A 24023-nucleotide genomic window follows, 5' to 3' on the forward strand; every position below is an offset into this window, starting at 1 on the left:
GCGCCGTCGGGCCGGCGGCGCCCACCACCGCCGGCCCGACGCCGGGGCCCGGACCGCCGTCCGGCACCGGGCCCCCGCCCCGCGCGTCCGACCAGTCGCCGTCCGCGGCGCACCGCCGACGGCCGGCCCCGGCCTGCCCGGGACCGCCCCGACGCACCCCGCACGACCCCACGACCACGCAAGGAGAGCACCGTGCAGCTCCACGGCGAGACCACCGCCGCGGCCGGCGAGACGGCCGCGGCCCCGGGGACGACGACCGCCGTCGTCCCGACCGCGAGCCTGACGCTCCTGGAGAAGGCGGCCCTGCTGACGGGGAAGACCGTGTGGGAGACGCACGACCTCCCGCGGCTCGGCGTCCGCTCCCTCTGGCTGGCCGACGGCCCGCACGGCGTCCGCAAGCAGCTCGGCGCCGCCGACCACCTCGGCATCGCGGCCTCGCAGGAGGCCACGTGCTTCCCGACGGCGGCCGCCGTGGCGAACACGTGGGACGTCGAGCTGGCCGAGCGCGTGGGCTCCGCGCTCGGCGCCGAGGCCGCGGCGCAGGACGTGGACGTGCTGCTCGGCCCGGGCCTCAACATCAAGCGGTCGCCGCTCGGCGGGCGCAACTTCGAGTACTTCTCCGAGGACCCGTTGCTCGCGGGCCGGATGGCCGCCGGCTACGTGCGCGGGATCCAGTCCCACGGCGTCGCCGCGTGCCCCAAGCACTTCGCGGTGAACTCCCAGGAGCTGCGCCGCATGGTCTCGGACTCCGTGGTCGACGAGCGCACGCTCCGGGAGGTCTACCTCTCCGCGTTCGGGATCGTCGTCGCGGAGGCCCGGCCCCGGACGGTCATGTCGTCGTACAACCTCGTCAACGGCGTCTACGCCCATGAGGACCCGTTCCTCCTCACCCAGGTCCTGCGCCGGGAGTGGGGGTTCGACGGCGCCGTCGTCTCCGACTGGGGCGGCTCGAACGACGTCGTCGCCGCCGCGGCGGCCGGTGGCACCCTCGAGATGCCGGCGGCCGGCCTGGGCTCGGCGCGCCGGCTCGTCGACGCCGTGCGGTCGGGCCGCCTCGACGCGGCCGACCTCGACGCGCGCGCCGAGGAGGTGCTGCGGCTCGTCGCCGCGGCCCGCGAGCCGGGCACCGCCCCGGCCGTCGACGCCGACGCCCACCACGCGCTCGCCCGCGAGGTCGCGGCGCGCTCGGCGGTGCTGCTCAAGAACGAGGACGCGATCCTGCCGCTCGCGGCGGGGACCAGGGTCGCGGTCGTCGGCGACTTCGCGCGCACCCCGCGCTACCAGGGCTCCGGGTCGTCCGCGGTCAACCCGACGCGCCTCGACAGCGTGCTCGACGTGATCGACGGCTCGGGGCTCGAGCTGACGACGTTCGCCCCCGGCTTCCGTCGGGACGGCACGCCCGACGCCGCGCTGCGCGAGGAGGCGGTCGCGGCCGCGCAGGGCGCGGACGCGGTGCTGCTGTTCCTCGGCCTCGACGAGATCGCCGAGTCGGAGGGTCTGGACCGCACGACGCTCGCGCTGCACCCGGCGCAGGTCGAGGTGCTCGAGGCCGTGGCCGCGGTCAACCCCGCGACCGTCGTGGTCCTCGCGGGCGGGGGCGCGATCTCCACCCCGTGGCTCGGCGCGGCTCGTGCGCTCGTGCACGGCTACCTCGGGGGGCAGGCCGGGGCCGGGGGCGTCCTCGACGTGCTCACCGGCGCCGTCAACCCGTCGGGGCGGCTCGCCGAGACGCTGCCCGTGCGGCTCGCGGACACCCCGACCGCCGCGTCGTTCCCCGCGACCGGGCGCACCGCCGTCTACCGCGAGGGCCTGTACGTCGGCTACCGGTACTACACGAGCGCCGACGTCCCGGTCGCGTTCCCCTTCGGCTTCGGGCTGTCGTACACGACGTTCTCGCACTCCGACCTCGTGGTCGACGCGGACGCGGGAGCCGTCGGCGTGACGGTCACGGTCACCAACACCGGGCCCGTCGCGGGGGCGGACGTCGTGCAGGTCTACGTGCGTCGGGAGACGCCGGGCGTCCACCGCCCGGACCGCGCGCTCGCGGGGTTCGCGCGCGTCGAGCTCGACCCGGGCGAGTCGCGCACGGTCACCGTGCCCCTCGGGGACGCGGCGTTCCGGCACTGGGACGTGGCGACCGGGGCGTGGCAGGTCGAGCAGGGTGCCTGGTCGGTGCTCGTCGGCTCCCACGTCGACGACCTCCCGCTGCGCGCGACGGTCGAGCTCGACGGCACGGTGCCTCCGCGCACCGAGGACGACCTGCCCGAGCCGTACCGCACCGGACGCGTCCACGACGTGTCGGACGCGCAGTTCGCGGCGCTCCTCGGCCGGCCGGTCCCGACCGCGGCGTGGTCCGGGGTGCTCGGCGTGAACGACCCGCTCTCGCGCCTCGCCGACGCGCGCTCGCCCCTGGCCCGGCTCGCGTTCCGCGTCCTGTCCTGGCGGCGCGACGCGGCCGACCGCAAGGGTGCGCCGGACCTCAACGTCCTCTTCCTGCTCAACATGCCGTTCCGGGCCATCGGGAAGATGACCGGCGGCATGGTCGACGACGCCATGGTCGACGGCATCGTCCGCATCGTCAACGGCCACTTCTTCCGCGGCACCGGCGCCGTCGTGCGCGGGTTCGTCCGCAACCGCCGTGCCGACCGTCGTACCGCCCGCACGCTGCGCGGCGACGCCTGACCCGCTCGAAAGGGAACACCCATGCTCACCCGCCTCCGCGACGCCTGGCGCCGGTTCTCCGAGAAGCGACCCGGGACCGCGCAGTTCGTCGTGTTCCTCGTGCTGAGCAACGGCATCACCGTGCTGCAGCTCGCGCTCATGCCCCTCATCAAGTGGGTCTTCGGCATGACCGCCCTGGTGGACGTCGCGTTCCAGGTCTGGCCGGTCGGGACGAACCCGGACGGGTCGGCCTACTACGTCTTCGACTACGCCGCCGGTCCGCTCCCGGGCGGCGGCGGGGGCTGGCATACTTCCTCGCCGTGCAGATCACCTTGCTGGTGGCGCAGGTGATCAACTTCTTCGCTCAGCGCACCATCACGTTCAAGTCGAACTCGTCGGTCGCGAAGGCCGCGCTCTGGTACACCATCGCGTACGTCGTCATCTCGATCGCGGCGGCCGCCGCGCAGGGCCTGTACAAGACGCCGATCTACGAGCTGTTCATCGACACGTGGGGCCTGGGCGGCGCCGGCGAGACCCTCGCGGACTTCACGACGATGATCATCAACGCCGCGATCTCGTTCTGGGTGTTCTTCCCGATCTTCAAGGTCATCTTCAAGCAGGTGCCCGAGACGCCGGCCGCGCCGGAGGCGGAGCACGCCGGAGAGGTGCGTGCGTCGTGACCCCGCTCCTGACCGTCGTGGTCCCGGCGTACAACGCCGAGCCGTACCTGGCGCGCGCCCTCGACTCGCTCGTCGGGTTCGGTCCCGAGGTGGAGGTGCTCGTCGTCGACGACGGCTCCACCGACGGGACGGCGGCGCTCGCCCAGGGCTACGCGGACCGGTACCCGGGCGAGGTGCACGTGCTGCGCAAGGCCAACGGCGGGCACGGGTCGGCGATCAACACCGGCCTCGACCACGCGCGCGGGGAGTACCTCAAGGTCGTGGACGCCGACGACTGGGTGGACCGCGCCGCGCTCGCCCAGGTGCTCACGACGCTGCGCGGGTTCGTGCGCCGGTTCGTGGACGCCGGCACCCCCGGCGGGGAGCCCGTCGACCTGCTGGTGAGCAACTTCGTGTACGAGAAGGTCGGCAAGCGCGTGAAGACGGCCGTCCGGTACCGCGGCGCGCTGCCGCGCGGACGCGTGCTCACGTGGTCGCAGACCCGCCGCTTCGCCAAGCGCCAGTACATGATGATGCACGCCCTCATGTACCGGACCCAGGTGCTGCGCGACGCGGGCCTGCGGCTCCCCGAGCACACGTTCTACGTGGACAACCTGTACGCGCTGGTGCCGCTCGCGCACGTGCGCACGCTGTACTACCTCGACGTCGACCTCTACCGGTACTTCATCGGCCGCGAGGACCAGTCCGTGCACGAGGCCGTCATGCTCAAGCGGCTCGACCAGCAGCTCCGCGTCAACTGGCTCATGCTCGAGCACGTCTCCCGGACCCCGGTGACCGACCGGCGCCTGCGTCGCTACCTGCTGCACTACGTGGAGATCATCTGCGCGGTGTCGTCGATCCTGCTCGTGCGTGCGGGGACGCCCGCGTGCCTCGTGGAGAAGGAGCGGCTCTGGTCGCGCCTGCGCGCCCAGGACCCCCAGCTCTACCACCAGGTGCGCTGGTCGGGCCTCGGGCAGATCGCCAACCTCCCCGGTCCGGCGGGACGGCGCGTGACCGTCCTGGCCTACCGGGTCGCGCAGCGCGCGATCGGCTTCAGCTGACCGTCCCCGTCAGCGCGGGCCGCGGCGCTGCTTCTCGATGAGCGGCCGCAGCCGGTAGGGGATGAGCTCGCCCATCGACAGCGAGGTCTCCGTGCGCTCGACGCCGTCGATCGCGAGGATCGCGGCGTCGATGCGGAAGAGGTGGTCCGTGTCGCGGCACGCGACGGTGACGCGCAGGTCCGCGGTGCCGCTGCGCCCGAACGCCTGCACGACCTCGGGGATGCGCGCGAGGTCGTCGACGATGCGCGCGAGCTCCTTCTGCCGGAGCTGCACCTCGACGAACGCCGTGAGGGGGTGTCCCAGCACGTGCGGGTCGATGCGCCGGTCGAGGTCGAGGAACGCGCCCTCGGCCTCGAGGCGGGCGAGCCGCGCGGCGACCGTGTTGCGGGAGAGCCGCAGCCGGTCGGCGAGCGCGACGATCGTGGCCCGCGGGTCGTCGGCGAGCGCGAGCAGGAGGTCGAGGTCGACAGCGTCGGCGCTGTGCATGGTGCTCACCCTAACCGAGTGACAGCGGTCACAGTGCACGGTGCGTCAGGCGTCGGTGGAGCCATGTGCGTGACGCGGGTTACGTTCCCCCTACCTCGGTCCTCGACGGAGAGGACCGGCTCCCCGAGGTGAGGTGGCGACGATGCCCAGCGAACCTGCGGTGCGGACCGGACCGACGGCGGCGACCCCGCCGAAGGCGTACGACGGTCACCGGGCGGCAACCCCGCGCGACGCACGAGCAGACCGGAAGAACGTGGTGCGCGACGTGCGCAAGGACGCGCCGCGGCAGGACCCGCCCGACCCGGGCCCCGGGTCGACGCCGACCCTGCGCGTGCTCGACGAGGACGGCACCCGCCACCGCGACCCGGACCTCGACCGGTGGCTCGCGGACCTCGACCCGACGGCGTCCGACGACGCCGCGCGCGCGGCGGCCCGGTCGGCGCTGCTGCGGCTCCACGAGGACATGGTCGTGGCGCGTCGCATCGACGCGGAGGCCACGGCGCTCCAGCGGCAGGGCGAGCTCGCGCTCTGGCCGCCGCTCCTCGGCCAGGAGGCGGCGCAGGTCGGCTCGGCGCGCGCGCTGCGCGACGACGACTTCGTCTTCTCCTCCTACCGCGAGCACGCCGTCGCGCGGGTGCGCGGCGCGGCGCTCGTCGACCTCGTCCGCGTCTGGCGCGGCGTCGCGGTCTCCGGCTGGGACCCGTACGCGATCGGCATGGCGTCGCCGCAGGTCATCATCGGCGCCCAGGCGCTGCACGCGACGGGCTGGGCGATGGGCGTGCAGAACGACGTCGACGCCGGCCGCGTCGACGCCGCCGCCGGGCTGCCGGTCGGGGTGTCGTACTTCGGCGACGGTGCGATGAGCCAGGGCGACGTGAACGAGGCGTTCGTCTTCGCGTCCACGTACCGCTCGCCGGTGGTGTTCTTCTGCCAGAACAATCAGTGGGCCATCTCCGAGCCGGTCGCGCTCCAGTCGCGCGTCCCGCTCGCGGAGCGCGCCCGCGGGTTCGGCCTGCCGGGCGTGCGCGTCGACGGCAACGACGTCCTCGCCGTGCTCGCCGTGACCCGCGCCGCCCTCGACCGCGCCCGGCACGACGGCGGCCCCACGTTGATCGAGGCCGTCACCTACCGCATGGGCCCGCACACCACGGCCGACGACCCGAAGCGCTACCGCGACGCGACCGAGGTGGAGGAGTGGACGCGCCGCGACCCGATCGCGCGCTTCGAGGCGTACCTGCGCGCCGTCGGGGTGCTCGACGACGCGGGCGCGGCGCACGTGCAGGAGGTCGCCGACGCGGCGGCCGCCGAGCTGCGCGCCGGGTGCGTCGCGCTCACCGACCCGCCGCCGCTCTCGCTCTTCGACCACGTCTACGCGGAGCCGCACCACGCGCTGGACCGCGAGCGCGCGGAGTACGCGCACTACCTCGCCGGCTTCGACGGGGAGGAGGCGCGATGACGACCCTCACGCTCGCGAAGGCGCTCGGCGCCGGGCTGCACCGCGCGATGACCGACGACGACCGCGTGGTCGTCATGGGCGAGGACGTCGGCCGCCTGGGCGGCGTCTACCGCGTGACGGACGGGCTCCAGGCGGAGTTCGGACCGCGGCGCGTGCTCGACACCCCGCTCGCGGAGTCCGGGATCATCGGGACGGCCGTCGGGCTCGCGTACCGCGGGTACCGGCCGGTGTGCGAGATCCAGTTCGACGGCTTCGTGTTCGTCGCGTTCGACCAGATCCTGTCCCAGCTCGCGAAGATGCACGCCCGCACCGGCGGCAAGGTGCGCCTGCCGATCACGATCCGCATCCCCGTGGGCGGCGGCATCGGCGCGGCCGAGCACCACTCGGAGTCGCCCGAGGCGCTGTTCGCGCACACGGCCGGGCTGCGCGTCGTGTCGGTCGCGAACCCCCAGGACGCGTACACCGTGCTCCGCCAGGCCGTCGCGTGCGACGACCCGGTGATCTTCTTCGAGCCCAAGCGGCGCTACCACCTCAAGGGCGAGGTCGACCTCGACCCCGTCGACCCGCCGCCCATGGACCGGGCCCGCGTCGTGCGCGAGGGCCACGACGTCACGCTCGTCACGTGGGGCGGCCTCGTCGGGACCGCGCTCGACGCCGCCGTCGCCGCGTCGGACGACGGCGTCTCCGTCGAGGTGGTCGACCTGCGCTCGCTGTCGCCGATCGACCACGACACCGTCGCGGCGTCGGTCCGCAAGACCGGGCGGGTCGTCGTCACGCACGAGGCCCCGCGCCAGGCCGGGCTCGGCGCGGAGATCGCCGCGACCGTGACGGACCGCTGCTTCGAGTACCTCGAGGCCCCGCCCGTGCGGGTCACGGGCCACGGCATGCCGTACCCGCCCGCGAAGCTCGAGGGTCACTACCTGCCCGACCTCGACCGCATCCTCGACGGCGTCGACCGCGTGCTGGGGCGCGTCGAGCCGTTCGTGCCGTCGTCCGGGCGTCCCGTCGCGGAGGTGGCCCGATGACGGCGCTGCGCGAGTTCCGCCTCCCCGACCTGGGCGAAGGGCTCACCGAGTCCGACATCGTCAGCTGGCACGTCCACGCGGGCGACCGCGTCGAGCTCAATCAGGTCATCGCGGAGGTCGAGACCGCGAAGGCCCTCGTCGACCTCCCGTCCCCGTACGCGGGCGTCGTCGCGTCCCTCCACGCCGAGGAGGGCCAGACCGTGAGCGTCGGCGAGCCGCTGGTCACCTTCGAGGTCGACGACGGCGCGGCCCCCGTGTCCGGCGGCGGTGCCGCCCCGGTGACGGACGGCGCCGCGGCGCCCGGGTCCGCCGAGGGCGCGGTGGGTGCGTCCGTCCGCGGGCCGGAGCGCGCGTCCGCCGGGGTCCCGGCCCGGGTGCCCGACGCCGTCCCCGCCCTGGTCGGGGCGGTCGCCGGGGCGGTCGGCGGGGCGGGAACCGCCCCGACGGGAGGCCTGTCCGACGGCCCGGCCCGCTCCTCGGGCGGTGACCCGGCCGTCGACCCGGCCACCACCCTGGCCGACCCCGCCGACGCGCCCGAGCCGAACCTCGTCGGCTACGGGGCCCGACCCGACCGGGTCGGGCGGCCCGCGCGTCGACCCCGGCGGGCGGTGACTGAAACCCAGGTTTCACCGCCCGACGTCGCCGAGGCGCCCCGCCGCACGACCGTGACCGGCGAGTGGCCGCGGTCGACGCCGCCGGTGCGCGCGCTCGCGAAGAAGCTCGGCGTGCGGATCGACCGCGTCGAGGGCTCCGGCCGCGACGGGCTCATCACGCGCGAGGACGTCCTCGCGGCGGTGAGCTGCCATCGCGACGTCGCACGCCGACCGCGCGACGAGCACCACGCGCACCCCGCGACGTCCGCCGGCCCGGGGGCACCGAGCGGCGAGAAGCGAGAACTGGCCCCTCCGGACCGCGGCCGAGGGGCCACTTCTCCCCTCTCGGCGCCGGGCGCGGTGACGGGCGTGGCCGCCGACCGCGCGGCCGGCCTCGAGGCGGAGGTCGTGCCCGTGCGGGGCGTGCGCAAGCACACCGCGGCGGCGATGGTGGCGAGCGCGTTCACGGCGCCCCACGCGACGGTGCTCCTCACGGTGGACGTGACGCGGAGCGTCGAGCTCCTGGAACGGCTGCGCACCCACCGCCTCGCGCGCGGCGCGCGGATCACCGTGCTGGCGCTCGCGGCCCGAGCGCTGTGCCTCGTGCTGCCGCGCCACCCCGCGCTCAACAGCGCGTGGCGCGACCTCCCCGACGGCTCGGCGGAGATCGTGCGGCACCGACGGGTGCACCTGGGGATCGCGGTCGCGACCGACCGGGGTCTCGTCGTGCCGCACGTGCCCGACGCGCAGGCGCTCGACCTGCCCGACCTCGCGGTCGCGCTGACCGACCTCACGACCACCGCGCGCGACGGCCGCACGACGCCCGAGCGCCTGACCGGCGGGACGATCTCGATCACCAACGTCGGGGTGTTCGGCGTCGACGCGGGCACCCCGATCCTCGTCCCCGGCGAGGCGGCGATCCTCGGCCTGGGGGCGGTGCGGCGTCGGCCCTGGGAGCACGACGGCGAGGTCGCGCTGCGCGACGTCGTCACGCTCAGCCTGTCGTTCGACCACCGCGTGGTCGACGGCGAGCAGGGCGCGCGCTTCCTCGCCGACCTGGGCGCGCTGCTGGAGGACCCGGCGCTCGCGCTCCTCGCCGGGAGCCGGCAGGAGGTGGTCGCGTGACCGTCCTGACGAGCGCCGTCGAGCCCGGGTCGGACGCGGCCCGCGCGAACGACGCCGCGCAGCGCGGGCTCGCGCAGGAGCTGCGCGAGCGCACGGCGGACGTCGCGCGTGGCGGCCCGGCGTCGGCGCGCGACCGGCACGTGGCGCGCGGCAAGCTGCTCCCGCGCGACCGCGTCGACCGGCTGCTCGACGCGGGCAGCCCGTTCCTGGAGATCGCACCGCTCGCCGGGTACGGCGTGGACGACGGCGCGTGGCCGGCGGCGGGCGTCGTCGCCGGGATCGGGGTGGTCAGCGGGCGGCAGGTCATGGTCGTGTGCAACGACGCGACCGTGAAGGGCGGCACGTACCACCCGCTCACGGTGAAGAAGCACCTGCGGGCGCAGGAGATCGCGCTGGAGAACCGGCTGCCGTGCGTCTACCTCGTCGACTCGGGCGGTGCCTTCCTGCCCCGGCAGGCCGAGGTGTTCCCGGACCGCGACCACTTCGGCCGCATCTTCTACCACCAGGCGCGTCTCTCGGCGGCGGGGATCCCGCAGATCTCCGCGGTGCTCGGGTCGTGCACGGCGGGCGGCGCCTACGTGCCCGCGATGAGCGACGAGACGGTCATCGTGCGCGGGCAGGGCACGATCTTCCTCGGCGGGCCGCCGCTCGTGAAGGCGGCGATCGGCGAGGTCGTCACGGCCGAGGAGCTCGGCGGCGGCGAGCTGCACGCGCGTCGCAGCGGCGTCGTCGACCACCTCGCCGACGACGACGAGGACGCGCTCGACACCGTGCGGCGCATCGTCGCGACGCTCCCGCCCGACCCGGAGCCCGCGTGGGACGTGGCGCCCAGCGAGCCTCCCCGCGTGGCGGGTGCCGCCGTACAGGACCCGGGGGAGGATCTGTACGCCGCCGTCCCGGCCGACGTCCAGGCTCCCTACGACCCCCGCGAGGTCATCGCCCGGCTCGTCGACGGGAGCCGGTTCGACGAGTTCAAGCGCGAGTACGGCGACACGCTCGTCACGGGCTTCGCGCGGATCCACGGGCACCCGGTGGGGATCCTCGCGAACCAGGGCGTGCTGTTCTCGGCGTCCGCGCTCAAGGGGGCGCACTTCGTCGAGCTGTGCGACCAGCGCGGCATCCCGCTGCTGTTCCTGCAGAATATCTCCGGCTTCATGGTCGGCACGGACGCCGAGGCGGGCGGGATCGCGAAGGACGGCGCGAAGATGGTCACGGCCGTCGCGACGACGCGCGTCCCGAAGCTCACGGTGATCGTCGGCGGCTCGTTCGGGGCGGGGAACTACTCGATGTGCGGCCGCGCGTACTCGCCGCGCTTCCTGTGGTCGTGGCCCGCGAGCCGCATCTCCGTGATGGGCGGCCCGCAGGCCGCGTCCGTGCTGTCGACCGTCAAGCGCGACCAGCTCGCGGCGCGCGGCGAGACGTGGGACCCCGACGAGGAGGCCGCGTTCTCCGCCGGCATCCGCGCCGACTACGACGAGCACGGCAGCCCCTACTACGCGACCGCGCGGCTGTGGGACGACGGCGTGATCGACCCCGCCGACACGCGCCGCGTGCTCGGCCTCGCCCTCGGCGTGTGCGCGCGCACGCCCCTCGCCGAGACCTGGACCGGTGACCGGTTCGGCCTCTTCCGGATGTGAGCCGATGACCTCCCGCACCTTCCTCGACGCGACCGCCCGCCCGCCCGGCGGTACCGGGTTCCGCACGGTCCTCGTCGCGAACCGCGGCGAGATCGCGTGCCGCGTGATCGGCACGCTGCGCCGCCTCGGCGTGCGGTCCGTCGCCGTCTTCTCCGACGCCGACGCCGACGCGCGCCACGTGCGCGAGGCGGACGTCGCGGTCCGGATCGGGCCCGCGCCCGCCGCGCAGAGCTACCTCGACGTCGACGCCGTCGTCGCCGCGGCCGTCGCGACCGGGTCCGAGGCGGTCCACCCCGGCTACGGCTTCCTCTCGGAGAACCCGGTGCTCGCCCGGGCGTGCGAGCGCGCGGGGATCGCGTTCGTCGGGCCGGGCGTCGACGCGCTCGAGGCGATGGCCGACAAGCTCGCCGCGAAGAGCATCGTCGGCGCGCGGGGCGTGCCCGTCGTGCCGGGGGCGGGCGAGCCCGGGATGTCCGACGACGACCTCCTCACCGCCGCGGGCGCCGTCGGGTTCCCGCTGCTCGTCAAGCCGTCCGCCGGGGGCGGGGGCAAGGGCATGGTCGTCGTGCGCGCCGAGGCCGACCTGCCGGGCGCGCTCGCGTCGGCGCGTCGGGTCGCGGCGTCGTCGTTCGGCGACGACACGCTCCTGCTCGAACGGCTCGTCGAGGCGCCGCGCCACATCGAGGTGCAGGTGCTCGCCGACACGCACGGGACCGTGGTCCACCTCGGCGAGCGCGAGTGCTCGCTCCAGCGCCGCCACCAGAAGGTGGTCGAGGAGGCGCCGTCGCCGCTCCTCACCGCGGAGCAGCGCGCCCGCATGGGCGAGGCCGCGTGCGAGGTCGCGCGGTCGGTCGGGTACGTCGGCGCCGGGACGGTCGAGTTCCTCGTCCCTGCCGCGAGCCCCGACGAGTTCTTCTTCATCGAGATGAACACGCGCCTCCAGGTCGAGCACCCCGTGACCGAGATGGTCACCGGCCTCGACCTCGTCGCGCTCCAGCTCCGCGTCGCGGCGGGCGAGCCGCTGGGCCTGGCGCAGGACGACGTCGTGCTCCGCGGCCACGCCGTCGAGGCGCGCCTCTACGCCGAGTCGCCCGAGCGCGGGTTCCTCCCGGCCACCGGGTCGGTCCGGGTCTACGACGACGGCGGCGTCCCTGCCGGGCCCGGCGCCTCGCCGCTGCGCCTCGACTCCGGGATCTCCGCCGGTGCCGTGGTGGGTGGGCACTACGACCCGATGCTCGCGAAGGCCGTCGCCTGGGGCGAGACGCGCGACGAGGCCGTGGAGCGCCTCGACGGCCTGCTCGCGCGGACGGTCGTGCTGGGTGTCGAGACGAACACGGCGTTCCTGCGGTCTCTCCTCGCGGACGACGACGTCCGTGCCGGTCGGCTCGACACCGGCCTGATCGACCGGCTGGTGGCGTCGGGGTCGGGGTCTGTGGTCGGGTCCGGCGAGGGGCCGGGGGGTGCGCGCGCCGTCTACCCTCCGCGCCCTCGTTCCTCGGGCGCTCCCGCCAGGCCCGACCACGACGGCGCGCACACCCCCCGCCCCCTCGCCTCGGAGGTCGGCTCGCCATCCGACGGCCCGGACTGGGTCGACCTCGTCGCCGCAGCCCTGTTCCTCGTCGAGCAGGTGGTTGCGGCTCGTCCGGAGGGCGGGACGGGCCACAACCGCCTGCTCGGCGGGGGGATCGGGGGGCGGGACGACGATCCCTGGCGGGCGGGGGACGGGTGGCGGCTCAACGGGGACGCGGCGGCGCGGCGGGTCCTGCTCGTCGATGCCGGCGGGGGCGCGCACGAGGTGCGCGTGTCCGGGGTGGTGGGGGACGCCGTCGTGCACGTGCCGGCGCCCGACGACGGCGCGTGGCCCGGCTCGACGACGCACGCGGCGCGGGCGTCGCTCGTCCGCGACCCCGGGGCCGACGGCGCGTGGTGGCTCAGCCTGGACGGTGTCCGGGAGCGCGTGCGGCTCGCCCTCGACGCGCCCCCCGCCGACGGCGAGCCCGCGACGGTGTGGGTGTGGCGCGCCGGGCGGACCGTCGCCCTGGCCGCCCCGGACCGGGAGCAGCGCGCCGCACGGGCGCGGGCCGACCGCCGTCGGGCACGGGGTGACGCGCCCGGCGCGACCGACCCCGAGGTGCGCGCCGCGATGCCCGGCACGGTCGTGACGGCCGTCGCGGACGGCGAGCCCGTCACCGCCGGGGACGTTCTCGTCACCGTCGAGGCCATGAAGATGGAGCACCCGCTCCTCGCCCCGCACGACGGCGTCGCGGACGTGCGCGTGCGACCCGGCGACCTCGTGCGCCGGGACCAGGTGGTCGCCGTCGTCCACCCTCACGACTCCGGTGCGGCACAACCCGCCGCCCCGGTCCCGCAACCCGACACCCAGGGAGCATCATGATCGAGGCCGACGTCCTGCTCGACGACGAGCAGCGGAAGCTCAGCCAGGTGGTGCGCGACTTCGCGGACAGCGTCGTCGCCCCCGCCGCCTACCGCTACGACACGGAACGCCGCCTGCCGATGGAGATCATCGCGCAGATGGGGGAGCTCGGGCTGTTCGGGCTGCCGTTCCCGCGCGACGTCGGCGGCCAGGGCCAGGACTACGTGTCGCTGTGCCTCGCCGTCGAGGCGCTCGCGCGCGTCGACCAGTCGATCGCGGTGACGCTCGAGGCCGGGGTCGGGCTCGGGATCGTCCCGCTCTACCGGCACGGCTCGCGCGAGCAGCAGGAGCGGTGGCTGCCCGACCTGCTCGCCGGGCGGGCGCTCGCGGCGTTCGGGCTCACCGAGGCCGGTGCCGGGTCCGACGCGGGCGGCACCCGCACGACCGCGCGGCTCGACGGCGACGAGTGGGTGATCGACGGGTCCAAGCAGTTCATCACCAACTCGGGGACGCCCATCACGAGCCTCGTGACCATCACCGCCGTCACGGGCGAGACGGTCGGCCCGGAGGGCGAGCTGCGCAAGGAGCTGTCAAGCATCATCGTCCCGGCGGGGACGCCCGGGCTCGAGGTCGGGCCGTCGTACGACAAGGTCGGCTGGCACACCTCGGACACGCACCCCCTCACGCTGACCGACGTCCGCGTGCCCGCCGGGAACCTCCTCGGCGAGCGCGGCCGTGGGTACGCGAACTTCCTCCGCGCGCTCGACGAGGGCCGCATCGCGTTCGCCGCCCTCGCGACCGGCGCCGCGCAGGGCTGCCTCGAGGAGGCGCTGCGGTACGCGCGCGAGCGCGTCGTGTTCGGTCGGTCGATCGGGGAGAACCAGCACGTCGCGTTCACGCTCGCCCGCATGCAGGCGCGCGTCCACACCGCGCGCCTCGCGTGGCTCGACGCCGCGCAGAAGCTCGTGCGCGGCAAGCCGTTCAAGGCGGAGGCGTCGGTCGCGAAGCTCGTGGGCGGCGAGGCCGCGATGGCGAACGCGCGCGACGCCTCGCAGATCTTCGGCGGCTACGGGTTCCTCAACGAGAACCCCGTCGCGCGGCACTACCGCGACGCGAAGGTGCTCGAGGTCGGCGAGGGCACGACCGAGGTGCAGCTCATGGTCATCGCGAGGAGCCTGGGACTGGACGGCTAGCGCGGGACCGACGCCGACCACGACGTTGCTGTCGTCCTCACGGTCATCGCGACAGCAACCTCGTGGTCGGCGGCTCGCGACGTCAGGGACGAGGGGAGGAGCAGCATGCGCGAGGTGGTCCAGCGGGGCCTGTACTACGACGAGCTCGAGACCGGGGTGGTGTACCGCCACCGGCCCGGCCGCACGCTCACGGAGGCGGACGACGTCGTCTTCTCCACGCTCACGATGAACCACCAGGCGCTGCACCTCGACGCCGCGTGGGCCGCGACCCAGCCGTTCGGGCAGCGGCTCGTCAACTCGATGATGACGCTGTCGACGCTCGTCGGGCTCTCCGTCGGGCAGGTCACGCAGGGCACGATCGTCGCGAACCTCGGGTTCCGCGAGGTCGAGTTCCCCCAGCCGCTGTTCCACGGCGACACCCTCTACGCCGAGACGGAGGTCGTCGAGAAGCGGCTCTCCGCGTCGCGGCCGGGGCAGGGCGTCGTGACCCTCGAGCACCGCGGCCTCAACCAGGACGGCGTGCTCGTCGCACGCGCCGTCCGCACCGCGCTCTTCTGGACGCGCGCCGCCCACGAGGCGGCGTCCGCGGCGGTGCCCGACGACGCCCGGTCCCCCGGGGCGTCCACCGGACCCGGGGCTGCGGGCACGGTGGGTACCGATCCCGGCGACACCCCCGGGCCCAGCGCCGGGCACGACGACGGCCCCGGGCTCGGCGAGCACGCGGCGGGGGTGCACGAGCCCGTGCTCGAGCGCGGCGACGAGGAGAGCGCGTGGTGACCGACGGCGTCGGGCACCGCGCCGCCTCCCCGCCAGGGTTCGGGCTCGGGCCCGCGCTGCTGTTCTGCCCCGGCGACCGACCCGACCGGTTCGCCAAGGCCGCGGACCGCGCGGACGCGGTGATCCTCGACCTCGAGGACGCCGTCGCGCCGCACGCCAAGGACGCCGCGCGGCGTGCCGTCGTCGAGGCGTCCGCGACGCTCGACCCGGCGCGCACCGTCGTGCGCGTGAACCCCGTCGGGACGCCCGAGCACGCGCTCGACGTGGCGGCGCTCGCGGACACGCGCCTGCGCACGGTCATGGTCGCCAAGGCCGGGCCGGAGCTGCTCGCGTCGCTCGGCGGGCTCGCGACGACGCTCCCCGGGGTGCGAGTGCTCGCGCTGTGCGAGACGGCCGCCGGTGTCGTGGCGGCGCCGGAGCTCGCCCGCAGGCCCGAGGTCGTCGCGCTGATGTGGGGCGCGGAGGACCTCGTCGCGTCCCTCGGGGGACGTCGAGCCGCCGCCCCGACGGCACGTACCGCGACGTCGCGCGGCACGCCCGCGCCGCGGTGCTGCTCGCGGCCGGTGCGGCGGGGAAGGCCGCGGTCGACGCGGTGCACCTCGACGTGGGCGACCTTGACGGGCTGCGCGCCGAGGCCGAGGACGCCGCCGCGTCGGGGTTCGCCGCGACGGCGTGCATCCACCCGAGCCACGTCCCCGTGATCCGCGCCGCCTACGCACCGACCGCCGAGCAGGTGGCCGACGCCCGCGCGCTGCTCGACGCCGCGGCCGCGAACCCGGGCGGCGCGGGCGCCGTCTTCACGTTCGAGGGCCGCATGGTCGACGAGCCGGTCCTCCGGCACGCACGGGCGGTCCTCGACCGTGTGGTTCTCGACCGGGCGCTGTCGGACGGATGAGCGTGGGGATCTCGCGCTCGCGGGCCCGGCCGACGGCGCCTCGTCGCGGCTGACCGGACAAATACCCCGCTCCGCCCGTTCCGCTTGCGGGCTCGGGCATCGTATGGTCACTCGCGTGAACGTCTACGTCGTCCTGTCCCGCAGTCGTACGGTCCTGTCCCGGACGATCGCGCTGGCGACGCGCGACGAGTTCACGCACTCCTCGCTCGCGCTCGACCAGGGGCTCGACCTCATGTTCAGCTTCGGCCGACGCCGCGCGGGCAACCCGTTCGTCGGCTGCTTCCGGCGCGAGCGGTTCGACGACGGCCTGTACCGCGGCATGGACGTCGTGCCGGGGGTCGTGCTCGCGGTGCCCGTGACCCCGAGCAGCACGAGGCGATCCGCGTCCGGATCACCGAGTTCCTGCTCGACTCGCACGCGTTCTCGTACAACGTGCGCGGCCTCGTCGGCGCGCGGTTCGGCCGCGGGCACGAGGCCGAGGACCGGTTCTTCTGCTCGGAGTTCGTCTACCACGTGCTGCACGGCGCGGGCGTGTGCGACCTCGGGGTCGAGCGCTGGCAGGTGCGGCCCCAGACGCTGCTCGACCTGCCAGGCCGCGTCGTCTTCCGCGGGGACCTCAAGGACTACGTCGCCGCGCACCGGACGCTCGAGACGCTGCCGTCGCTGACGTTCGCCCCCGCCCGGGAACGCGTGCCCGGCTGATCGCCGACGCGCGCTCCACGGGCCCCGCGCCGTCCCCGTCGCCCGCGGCCCCTCAGCCCGCGCGGAGCGCCGCCACGATGTCCTCGACCCGTTGCTTGGCGTCCCCGAAGAGCATCCCGGTGTTCTCGCGGAAGAACAGCGGGTTCTGCACCCCGGCGTAGCCCGCCGCCATGGACCGCTTGAAGACGACGACCTGCTCCGCCTCCCACACGTGCAGCACGGGCATCCCCGCGATGGGCGAGCCCGGGTCGTCGAGCGCGGCCGGGTTCACGGTGTCGTTCGCCCCGATGACGAGCACGACGTCCGTCCCCGCCAGGTCGTCGTTGATCTCGTCCATCTCGAGCACGATGTCGTACGGGACGCGCGCCTCCGCGAGCAGCACGTTCATGTGCCCGGGGAGCCGGCCCGCGACGGGGTGGACGCCGAAGCGGACCTGCGCGCCGCCGTCGCGCAGGAGCTGCACGAGGTCGGCGACGGGGTACTGCGCCTTGGCGACCGCCATGCCGTAGCCCGGGGTGATGACGACGCTCCGCGCGTCGCGCAGGAGGGCCGCGACGTCGTCGGCGCTCACCTCGCGGTGCTCGCCCTGCGGGCCCTCGCCGCCCGCGGGGGCCGCACCCTCCTCGGCCCCGAAGCCGCCGAGGATGACGGACACGAACGACCGGTTCATGGCCCGGCACATGATGTAGCTGAGGATCGCACCGGAGGACCCGACGAGCGCGCCTGTGACGATGAGCAGGTCGTTGCCCAGCATGAAGCCGGCCGCGGCGGCGGCCCAGCCGGAGTACGAGTTGAGCATCGAGACGACGACGGGCATGTCGCCGCCCCCGATCGACGCGACGAGGTGCCAGCCCAGCGCGAGCGACACGACGGTGAGCAGCAGCAGCGGCCACACGGACGGCGCGACGACGAACCACGCGACGAGCCCGAGGCTCGCCACGAGCGCCCCGAGGTTGAGCAGGTTCCGGCCGGGGAGCTGGAGCGGCGCCGACCGCGTGCGGCCGGACAGCTTGAGGAACGCGACGACGGAGCCGGTGAACGTCACGGCGCCCACGAGCACGCCGAGCGAGACCTCGACGAGGTGCGCGACGTCGTCGTGCCCCGCGGCCTGCGCGGTGAGGTAGGAGTTGAAGCCGACGAGCACGGCCGCGGCCCCGACGAAGCTGTGCAGGATCGCGATGAGCTCGGGCATCTGCGTCATCTCGACGCGGCGGGCCCGCCACGTCCCGACGGCGGCGCCCACGAGGAGCACGACCGCGACGAGCAGCGCGGTGACGAGGACCGGGCGGGCGCTCGTGCCGAGCGCGAGGACGATCGTCGCGGCCAGGGCGAGGACCATGCCGACCATGCCGAGGACGTTGCCGCGGCGCGCGGACTCCTGCTTCGACAGGCCCGCGAGGCTCAGCACGAACAGGACGGCCGCGAGGACGTAGACGGCCTGGGCGACGGACGTGGCGGTCATCGGGCCACCCCCTGCGCGCGGGCGGGGACGTCCTTGCGGAACATGCCGATCATGCGGTTCGCGACGAGGAAGCCACCGAACACGTTGATGCTCGCGAGCGTCGCCGCGACGAGCGCGAGCGTCGTGACGACCCAGTCGTCGGAGCCGAGCTGCAGGAGCGCGCCGACGAGGATGATGCCGGAGATCGCGTTCGTCTGGGCCATGAGCGGCGTGTGCAGGGAGTGCGTGACGTTCGAGATGACGTAGTACCCGACGATCACCGCGAGCGTGAACACCGTGACGTGCCCGACGAGCGACGGCGGCGCGAACGACAGCGCGAGCGTGACGAGCACCGCGGCGAGCGCGGCGCCGACGGTCCGACGGCGGCGGCGCAGGCTCGCGGCGGCGGCGGCCTCCGCGGCGGCCCGCTCGCGGTCCGCGGCCTCCTGGGCGGGGTCCGGCGGTGGTGGCGCGGCGGGGGACGGCGCCGCGCTCACCGCGACGGGCGGCGGCGGCCAGAGGACCTCGCCGGCGCGCGCGACGGTCATGCCGCGCTGGACCGGGTCGTCGAGGTCGAGCACGGGCACGCCGTCCGTGCCGGGCGTGAGCAGCTCGAGCAGGTGCACGACGTTCGTCCCCAGGAGCTGCGACGTGTGCTGCGGGAGCCGGCCCGCGAGGTCGGTCCAGCCGACAACCACGACGCCGTTCTCGGTGACGACACGCTCGCCCGGCACGGTGAGCGCGCAGTTGCCGCCGCCCGAGGCCGCGAGGTCCACGACGACGCTCCCGGGACGCATCCCGGCGACCGCCTCGGCCGTGAGGGTGCGCGGCGCCCGGCCGCGCACGAGCGCCGTCGTGACGACGACGTCCGCGTCGGCCGCCTCGCGCGCGTAGACGGCGAGGGCCGCCGCCTCCTGCTCGGGCGTGAGCGGCTTCGCGTAGCCGTCGGCCGACATGCCCTGCTGCGCCGCGGGCTCGCGCACGGCGGTGCCGCCCATGGACTCGATCTGCTCGGCCGCCTCCGACCGGACGTCGAACGCGCGGACCTGCGCGCCGAGGCTCGCGGCCGCGCCGACCGCGGCGAGCCCCGCGACCCCACCGCCGATGACGAAGACCTTCGCGGGCGGCGTCTTGCCCGCGGCGGTGACCTGCCCCGCGAACATGCCGCCGTACTCGGCCGCGGCCTCGACGACGGCGCGGTAGCCCGCGACGTTCGACAGCGTGCTCAGGACGTCGAGGGCCTGGGCACGCGAGATGCGGGGCACGGCGTCGAGCGCGAGCGCGGTCACGCCGTGGTCGGCGAGGCGCCGCACGAGGTCGGGGTCGTTCGCAGGACCGAGCATCGCGACGAGGGTCGCGCCCGGGCGCAGGAGCGCCACCTGCGCGTCGGTGGGCGCGTTCACGGCGGTGACGACGTCGGCCCCCCACGCCGTCGCGGCGTCGACCACCGCGGCGCCCGCGGCCTCGTACGCGGCGTCGGAGAACGTGGCCCCCGCGCCCGCGTCGTGCTCGACGACCACCTCGTACCCGAGCGCCCGCAGGCGCTCGACCGTGCGCGGGGTGGCGGCGACCAGCCGCTCCCCGTCCCTCACCTCGCGGGGGACACCGATCCTCACGTGCGGGCTCCTCACCTCGTCGGGCGTCGTCGGCACGCGCGCGACCGGTGGGGACGGCGGGTGCGCGGCGAGCCTATCGGGGGCCGCCCGCGCCGTCCCGGGTCGAACGTCCCCGGGGCCGCGGTGTCGGCCCGCGCGGTGCGCGGACCGCGCCGGAGCCGGGAGCGGCGGCTAGAGGTCGCCCTTCTTCTGCAGGAAGCGCATGGCGAACCAGCCGATGGGGATGCGCGCCCAGTACGTCGCGACGCGGAAGAGGAGGGTGGCCGACGTGGCGAGCGCGACCGGGACGCCGGCCGCGGTGAGCCCCGCGGTCAGCGCGAGCTCGATGGTGCCCAGGCCGCCCGGCGTCGGGACGGCGGCACCGGCCGCGTTGCCGACCAGGTAGATCACGGCGACGTCGACGAGGTCCAGCTCCTGCCCGAACGCCGCGAGCGCGGCGTCGAAGGCCAGCACGTAGCCGAGCGTCATGACGATGTTCCCCGCAAGGCCGACGGCGAGGCGCCCCGGCTGGCCGAGCATCTCCGAGAGTCGCGGCCACACCTGCTGGACGGTCGGCCGGAGCTTGGCGAGCGCCCACGTCCGCACCGCGGGCACGAGGAGCGTCGCGAGCACGGCGAGCGCGACGCCGCCGATGGCGAGCAGCACCGTCGTCGAGGGGAGCTGGACGAGGCCACCCTCGCCGGTGAAGACCGACAGCACCACGAGGATGAGGATCGTCACGACGAACTGCGACACCTGCACGAGCGCGACGGTGGCGACGGCCATCGGCGTCGAGATGCCGCGCTTCGTGAGCAGCCGGAGGTTGAGCGCCGCCGGGCCGATCCCCGCGGGCGCGGCGAGCGCGACGTAGGAGCCGGCCGCCTGGGTCAGGTTGACGCGCCAGAACGGCAGGCGCTTGGGCGAGAACGCCGTGAGCGTCATCGCGGCGCCGACCCACGTGAGGATGCCGAGCACGAACGACAGGACGGCCCACCACGGGTTCGCCTCGGTGACGGCCTCGGCGATCTGCTCGAAGTTGAACGACGTGACGAGCGCGGTCACCGCGGCGATCACGAGCGCGATCGTCAGCACCGTGCGGGCGCCGAACCGCGTGATCCGCTGCGGCTCGACGTCCGCCTCGGGCAGCCGCTCCACGAGGGCGGCGCGCAGCTCCTTGAGGAGCTCCTTGTCCTGCCGGATCTCCTCGCGCGTGCTCGGCGGCAGGGCGACCGACTGGAGCAGCGGGCCGATGGCTGCGATGTCGTCGTCGGGCAGCACGCTCACCGCCGACTCGACCGCGCGCTGCGCCCCGACGCGCAGCGCGAGCAGCGCGACCATCTGGGCGAGGTCCATGCGGCGCGCGAGCTCGGACGACGCGATGTCGCCCTGCTCCCACCCGGTGAGCCACACCTCCGGGGCGCCCGTCGCCGGCTCGTGCGAGACGAGCACGACGTCGGAGGTCAGGGCACGGTGCGCGATCCCCGCGGAGTGGGCGAGGCGGAGCTGGCGCCACGCCTCGTTGAGCACCGAGCCGGTGACGTCCTCGACGGGGAGGTCGCGCAGCGACACGGCGCCCGTCGCGTGCTCCTGGACCAGCACCATGGAGTCGGCGGACTCGGCGACGCCCAGGAGCCGCGGCGTGCGGACGCCGGCCGCCCGGGCCGCGTAGGACAGGAGGGCCGTGCGCTCCGCGGCGGCGCGCAGCGAGATCGCGGCGCGACCCTCGCTGCCGCGCAGGCGCAGCGACCGCCAGAAGCGGGTGAGGAAGCCGACGACCTGGCGGTCGCCGTCGAGCACGACGACGTCGCGGCGCACGTCGTCCTCCGCGAGCATCGCGTAGACGCGGTTGTCGCCCGCGCGCGTCAGCGCGATCGCGGCCGGGTCGGACGGGGCGTCCTGCGGCTCGGGGGCGGCGTCCGTGCCCTGCGGGACCTCGCTCTCGTCGGCGTGCGCGGCCCCGAGGTGGTGCGCCGCGAGGGCGGCGTCGGCGGTGAGGACGGTCCCGCCGTCGTCGCCCGCGCCGGGCGCGCGCAGCACGCCGACGTGCACCTCGGCCGTGATCCGGCCCTCGGCGTCGACCTCCGTGATCGGGTCGTCCGCCGCCTCGGCGAGCTCGTCGTCGTCGGTGACGTCGCGCACGCGGACGAGCGCCACGGGTGAGAAGCCCGCGCGCCGGACCCCGGCCACGAGGTCGGGCCCGTAGGCGCGCTCGCTGCGGACTCCGGAGACGTACCGCACGGCCAGCCCGGCGATGCGCCCGAGCAGCAGCGTGATGATGATGCCCGGCAGCGAGACCTGGCCGGTGATGAGCACGACGCCGATCGCGACGAACAGCAGGTTCCACGACCACTTGACGGTGCGTCGCCGGGTGCGGGTGCCCGCGGCCGTGAGGAGGCCGGCGATCGCGGCGACGTACAGGTAGTCGGGGATGGTGAGCTGCCACGACCCGTCGATGAACGCGGAGAGCCCGCGGATCAGGTCGTCGGAGCCCCACGTGCGCAGCGCGAGCACGACCAGCACCCCGAGGAGCAGGCCGAGCGCCGCGGCGACGATGGACTCGACGACCTGCCGCCCCAGCCGGCGCAGACCGAGCTCGACCAGCACCGCGAGCGGCACGAAGAGCGTGATGAGCCCTTCGAGCACGGTGACCGGGAGGAAGAGCACGCGGGCGAGCACGTCCGAGAAGTTCTGCACGTCCTCCGCGACGCCCTCGGTCGTGCCGTGCGCATACACCGACATGAGCATGACGACCGCGACGCCCACCGCGCACAGCACGAGGTTGACGAAGTCGATCGGGTGCCGGACCCGCTGCTCGGCGGTGTCGACGACCCGGACGGTGCCCTCGTCGTCGGCGTCGCGCGGGGCGAGCAGCGCCTCGAGCGCGCCGGTCTGGGGACGGGCGTCACGCCGGCCCGACGCGGCGAGCGACCCGACCTCGACGACCGCGCCCACGTGGGGCGTGTCGCCCGTCGTCGGCTCGGGCGCGGGGGAGGACATGCCTGCGAGTCTAGGTCCGGGGGTCCCGGCAGGCGCGGTATTTGGCCGATTCCTCCGGGTGATTCGCCCGGTTCGACCGGTTGTCCGATGCACCTGGGGGGTTGTTCGACGGGCGGGTGTGAGGAAGGCCTCCCTAGCATGGGGGTGCGAGCACCCCTGGGGAGGTCGGCATGGCACGTGGCACGACGACGCAGCGCGACGAGGCCGGAGACGCCGCACCCGCGACGCCGGACGAGAGCGGGCAGGAGCGCAACCCCTTCCGCCGGGTGTGGTGGCTCCCCGTCGTCCGGGGCACGCTCCTCGTCGTCCTGGGCCTGCTCCTCATGATCGAGCCGCTCGAGCAGCTGGGGACCCTCCGGGTCGTGCTGGGGGCGTTCCTCGTGGCCGACGGCGTGCTGGTCGCCGTCCAGGGGTTCGTGCACCGCAAGCAGGTCGGGTCGGCGTGGTGGCTCGCGCAGGCCGGGGTCAACGTCGTGTTCGGCGTCGTGGTGGCGCTGTGGCCGGACCTCGGCGCGACGGCGCTGTACTACGTCCTCGCCGTCTGGGTGCTCGTCCTCGGCATCACGACGATCGCCGGGGCGGCGGCGCTCGTGCGCAACCGCGACCTCGGCTGGGCGTGGATGCTCGCCGTCGGGATCGTGTCGGTGCTCTTCGGGATCCTCCTCGTCACGCGCCCGCTCGACGCGTTCGACGTGCTGCGCCTCGTCACGGTGGTGTTCGCCCTGTACGCGTTCGTGTCGGGGGCGATCCACGTGGTGTCCGGCTTCGCGGTCCGGGCGGTCGCACGCGAGCTCGCCGACCTGCGCGCGCAGGCGGTCGCGGCCGGTGTCGTCGTGACGGGCGGGTCGGTGCTGGGCGCCGCCGCGGTGCACCCGGGCGTGGCTCCGCCGTCGGCCGTGGGCGGGGCGCCCGCCGGGACCCCGGCGGCCGACCCGGCGGCTCCCGCGCCCGCCGCGTCCCCGACGAGCGACCTCGCCCCGGCCGACCTCGGCCCGGCCGACCCCGCTCCGGTGGAGCCCGCCCCGGTCGAGCCTGGCCCGGGCGACCCGGCGGCGGGTGGTCCCGGGGCGGCAGGGCCGGAGGACCGCGCGGGCTCCTGAGGCCCGGTCGGCCGTCGTCCGCCAGGGCCGGGCGCCCCGGAAGGGGCGGGACCTTACACCCACGGCGCGACCGCCGTGAGTGTGTCTCACGTCACGACCGTTGCCCGGGGCGCAGGGTTACGACCGGGTAACAACGCTGGCGTTCTGTCCGGGTTTCTGTCGATCCTGACACCTGTGCGACACGGCACTGTGCTAGAAATCACGGCACTCCGCCGACAGGTCGGGGTCCTGGTGCGTGCAAGGTCG

General features: G+C 75.1%; 16 protein-coding genes and 2 pseudogenes. 14 read left to right on the plus strand and 4 right to left on the minus strand.

Annotated elements, in window-relative coordinates:
- Window positions 1-192 precede the first annotated feature (192 nt).
- From BJP59_RS18755 to BJP59_RS18765, 4 genes are read left to right on the plus strand one after another with little or no spacing between them, the layout of a single operon-like run.
- Entirely contained in the window at window positions 193-2682 is a 2490-nt protein-coding gene (locus BJP59_RS18755; protein ID WP_194521731.1) for a glycoside hydrolase family 3 C-terminal domain-containing protein, read from the plus strand.
- Between the two features lie 21 nt (window positions 2683-2703).
- Window positions 2704-3012: a hypothetical protein gene (locus BJP59_RS20050; protein ID WP_228485183.1), complete on the plus strand. Its 309-nt coding sequence runs from the start codon at window positions 2704-2706 to the stop codon at window positions 3010-3012.
- The gene (locus tag BJP59_RS20055; protein ID WP_228485184.1) at window positions 2982-3341 is read left to right on the plus strand and encodes a hypothetical protein; all 360 of its coding nucleotides are present in this window, start codon (window positions 2982-2984) and stop codon (window positions 3339-3341) included. The genes BJP59_RS20050 and BJP59_RS20055 overlap by 31 nt, the downstream gene beginning before the upstream one ends.
- Window positions 3338-4381, plus strand: a complete 1044-nt coding sequence (locus BJP59_RS18765; RefSeq protein ID WP_021482550.1) for a glycosyltransferase family 2 protein — start codon at window positions 3338-3340, stop codon at window positions 4379-4381. Before BJP59_RS20055 ends, BJP59_RS18765 begins: the two co-directional genes overlap by 4 nt.
- Window positions 4382-4390: 9 nt before the next feature.
- On the opposite strand, the gene BJP59_RS18770 is transcribed toward BJP59_RS18765, so the two are convergent.
- Entirely contained in the window at window positions 4391-4867 is a 477-nt protein-coding gene (locus tag BJP59_RS18770) for an Lrp/AsnC family transcriptional regulator (protein WP_021482549.1), read from the minus strand.
- Between the two features lie 142 nt (window positions 4868-5009).
- Between BJP59_RS18770 and BJP59_RS18775 the strand changes: the two genes are divergently transcribed.
- The 9 genes and pseudogenes from BJP59_RS18775 to BJP59_RS18815 all read left to right on the plus strand — a co-directional run bounded on the left by BJP59_RS18775 (window position 5010) and on the right by BJP59_RS18815 (window position 16644).
- Window positions 5010-6323 carry a thiamine pyrophosphate-dependent dehydrogenase E1 component subunit alpha gene (locus tag BJP59_RS18775; protein WP_194521732.1) on the plus strand — a complete coding sequence of 438 codons (1314 nt, stop codon included), beginning with the start codon at window positions 5010-5012 and terminating at the stop codon, window positions 6321-6323.
- On the plus strand, window positions 6320-7348 hold the full coding sequence (locus BJP59_RS18780) for an alpha-ketoacid dehydrogenase subunit beta (protein WP_021483500.1): 1029 nt from the start codon (window positions 6320-6322) through the stop codon (window positions 7346-7348). Before BJP59_RS18775 ends, BJP59_RS18780 begins: the two co-directional genes overlap by 4 nt.
- Window positions 7345-9066, plus strand: coding sequence for a 2-oxo acid dehydrogenase subunit E2 (locus BJP59_RS18785; protein ID WP_194521733.1), 1722 nt, complete (start codon window positions 7345-7347; stop codon window positions 9064-9066). Before BJP59_RS18780 ends, BJP59_RS18785 begins: the two co-directional genes overlap by 4 nt.
- On the plus strand, window positions 9063-10703 hold the full coding sequence (locus BJP59_RS18790; RefSeq protein WP_194521734.1) for a carboxyl transferase domain-containing protein: 1641 nt from the start codon (window positions 9063-9065) through the stop codon (window positions 10701-10703). Before BJP59_RS18785 ends, BJP59_RS18790 begins: the two co-directional genes overlap by 4 nt.
- 4 nt (window positions 10704-10707) lie before the next feature.
- A complete protein-coding gene (locus BJP59_RS18795) occupies window positions 10708-13098 on the plus strand; it encodes an acetyl/propionyl/methylcrotonyl-CoA carboxylase subunit alpha (protein ID WP_194521735.1) in 2391 nt (796 codons plus the stop codon).
- Window positions 13095-14270: an acyl-CoA dehydrogenase family protein gene (locus BJP59_RS18800; protein WP_171467266.1), complete on the plus strand. Its 1176-nt coding sequence runs from the start codon at window positions 13095-13097 to the stop codon at window positions 14268-14270. The genes BJP59_RS18795 and BJP59_RS18800 overlap by 4 nt, the downstream gene beginning before the upstream one ends.
- A 105-nt stretch (window positions 14271-14375) precedes the next feature.
- A pseudogene (locus BJP59_RS18805) lies at window positions 14376-14849 on the plus strand (MaoC family dehydratase); the annotation flags it as partial.
- Between the two features lie 194 nt (window positions 14850-15043).
- Window positions 15044-15942 (plus strand): annotated as a pseudogene (locus tag BJP59_RS18810) (HpcH/HpaI aldolase/citrate lyase family protein).
- A 432-nt stretch (window positions 15943-16374) separates the two neighbouring features.
- Window positions 16375-16644, plus strand: a complete 270-nt coding sequence (locus tag BJP59_RS18815; RefSeq protein WP_194521736.1) for a hypothetical protein — start codon at window positions 16375-16377, stop codon at window positions 16642-16644.
- A gap of 52 nt (window positions 16645-16696) precedes the next feature.
- On the opposite strand, the gene pntB is transcribed toward BJP59_RS18815, so the two are convergent.
- The 3 genes from pntB to BJP59_RS18830 form a co-directional block, all read right to left on the minus strand.
- Window positions 16697-18106 carry a Re/Si-specific NAD(P)(+) transhydrogenase subunit beta gene (pntB, locus tag BJP59_RS18820; RefSeq protein ID WP_085386790.1) on the minus strand — a complete coding sequence of 470 codons (1410 nt, stop codon included), beginning with the start codon at window positions 18104-18106 and terminating at the stop codon, window positions 16697-16699.
- Window positions 18103-19701: a Re/Si-specific NAD(P)(+) transhydrogenase subunit alpha gene (locus tag BJP59_RS18825; RefSeq protein WP_194521737.1), complete on the minus strand. Its 1599-nt coding sequence runs from the start codon at window positions 19699-19701 to the stop codon at window positions 18103-18105. The genes pntB and BJP59_RS18825 overlap by 4 nt, the downstream gene beginning before the upstream one ends.
- A 171-nt stretch (window positions 19702-19872) precedes the next feature.
- Complete coding sequence (locus tag BJP59_RS18830) at window positions 19873-22677, minus strand: lysylphosphatidylglycerol synthase domain-containing protein (RefSeq protein WP_228485185.1); 2805 nt, start codon at window positions 22675-22677, stop codon at window positions 19873-19875.
- Between the two features lie 170 nt (window positions 22678-22847).
- Here BJP59_RS18830 and BJP59_RS18835 point away from each other — a divergent pair, with 170 nt between their 5' ends.
- Window positions 22848-23777, plus strand: coding sequence for an HdeD family acid-resistance protein (locus tag BJP59_RS18835; RefSeq protein WP_194521738.1), 930 nt, complete (start codon window positions 22848-22850; stop codon window positions 23775-23777).
- The last annotated feature ends 246 nt before the right edge of the window (window positions 23778-24023 follow it).

The organism is Cellulosimicrobium sp. JZ28 (assembly GCF_015327065.1).
Lineage (GTDB): Bacteria > Actinomycetota > Actinomycetes > Actinomycetales > Cellulomonadaceae > Cellulosimicrobium > Cellulosimicrobium funkei.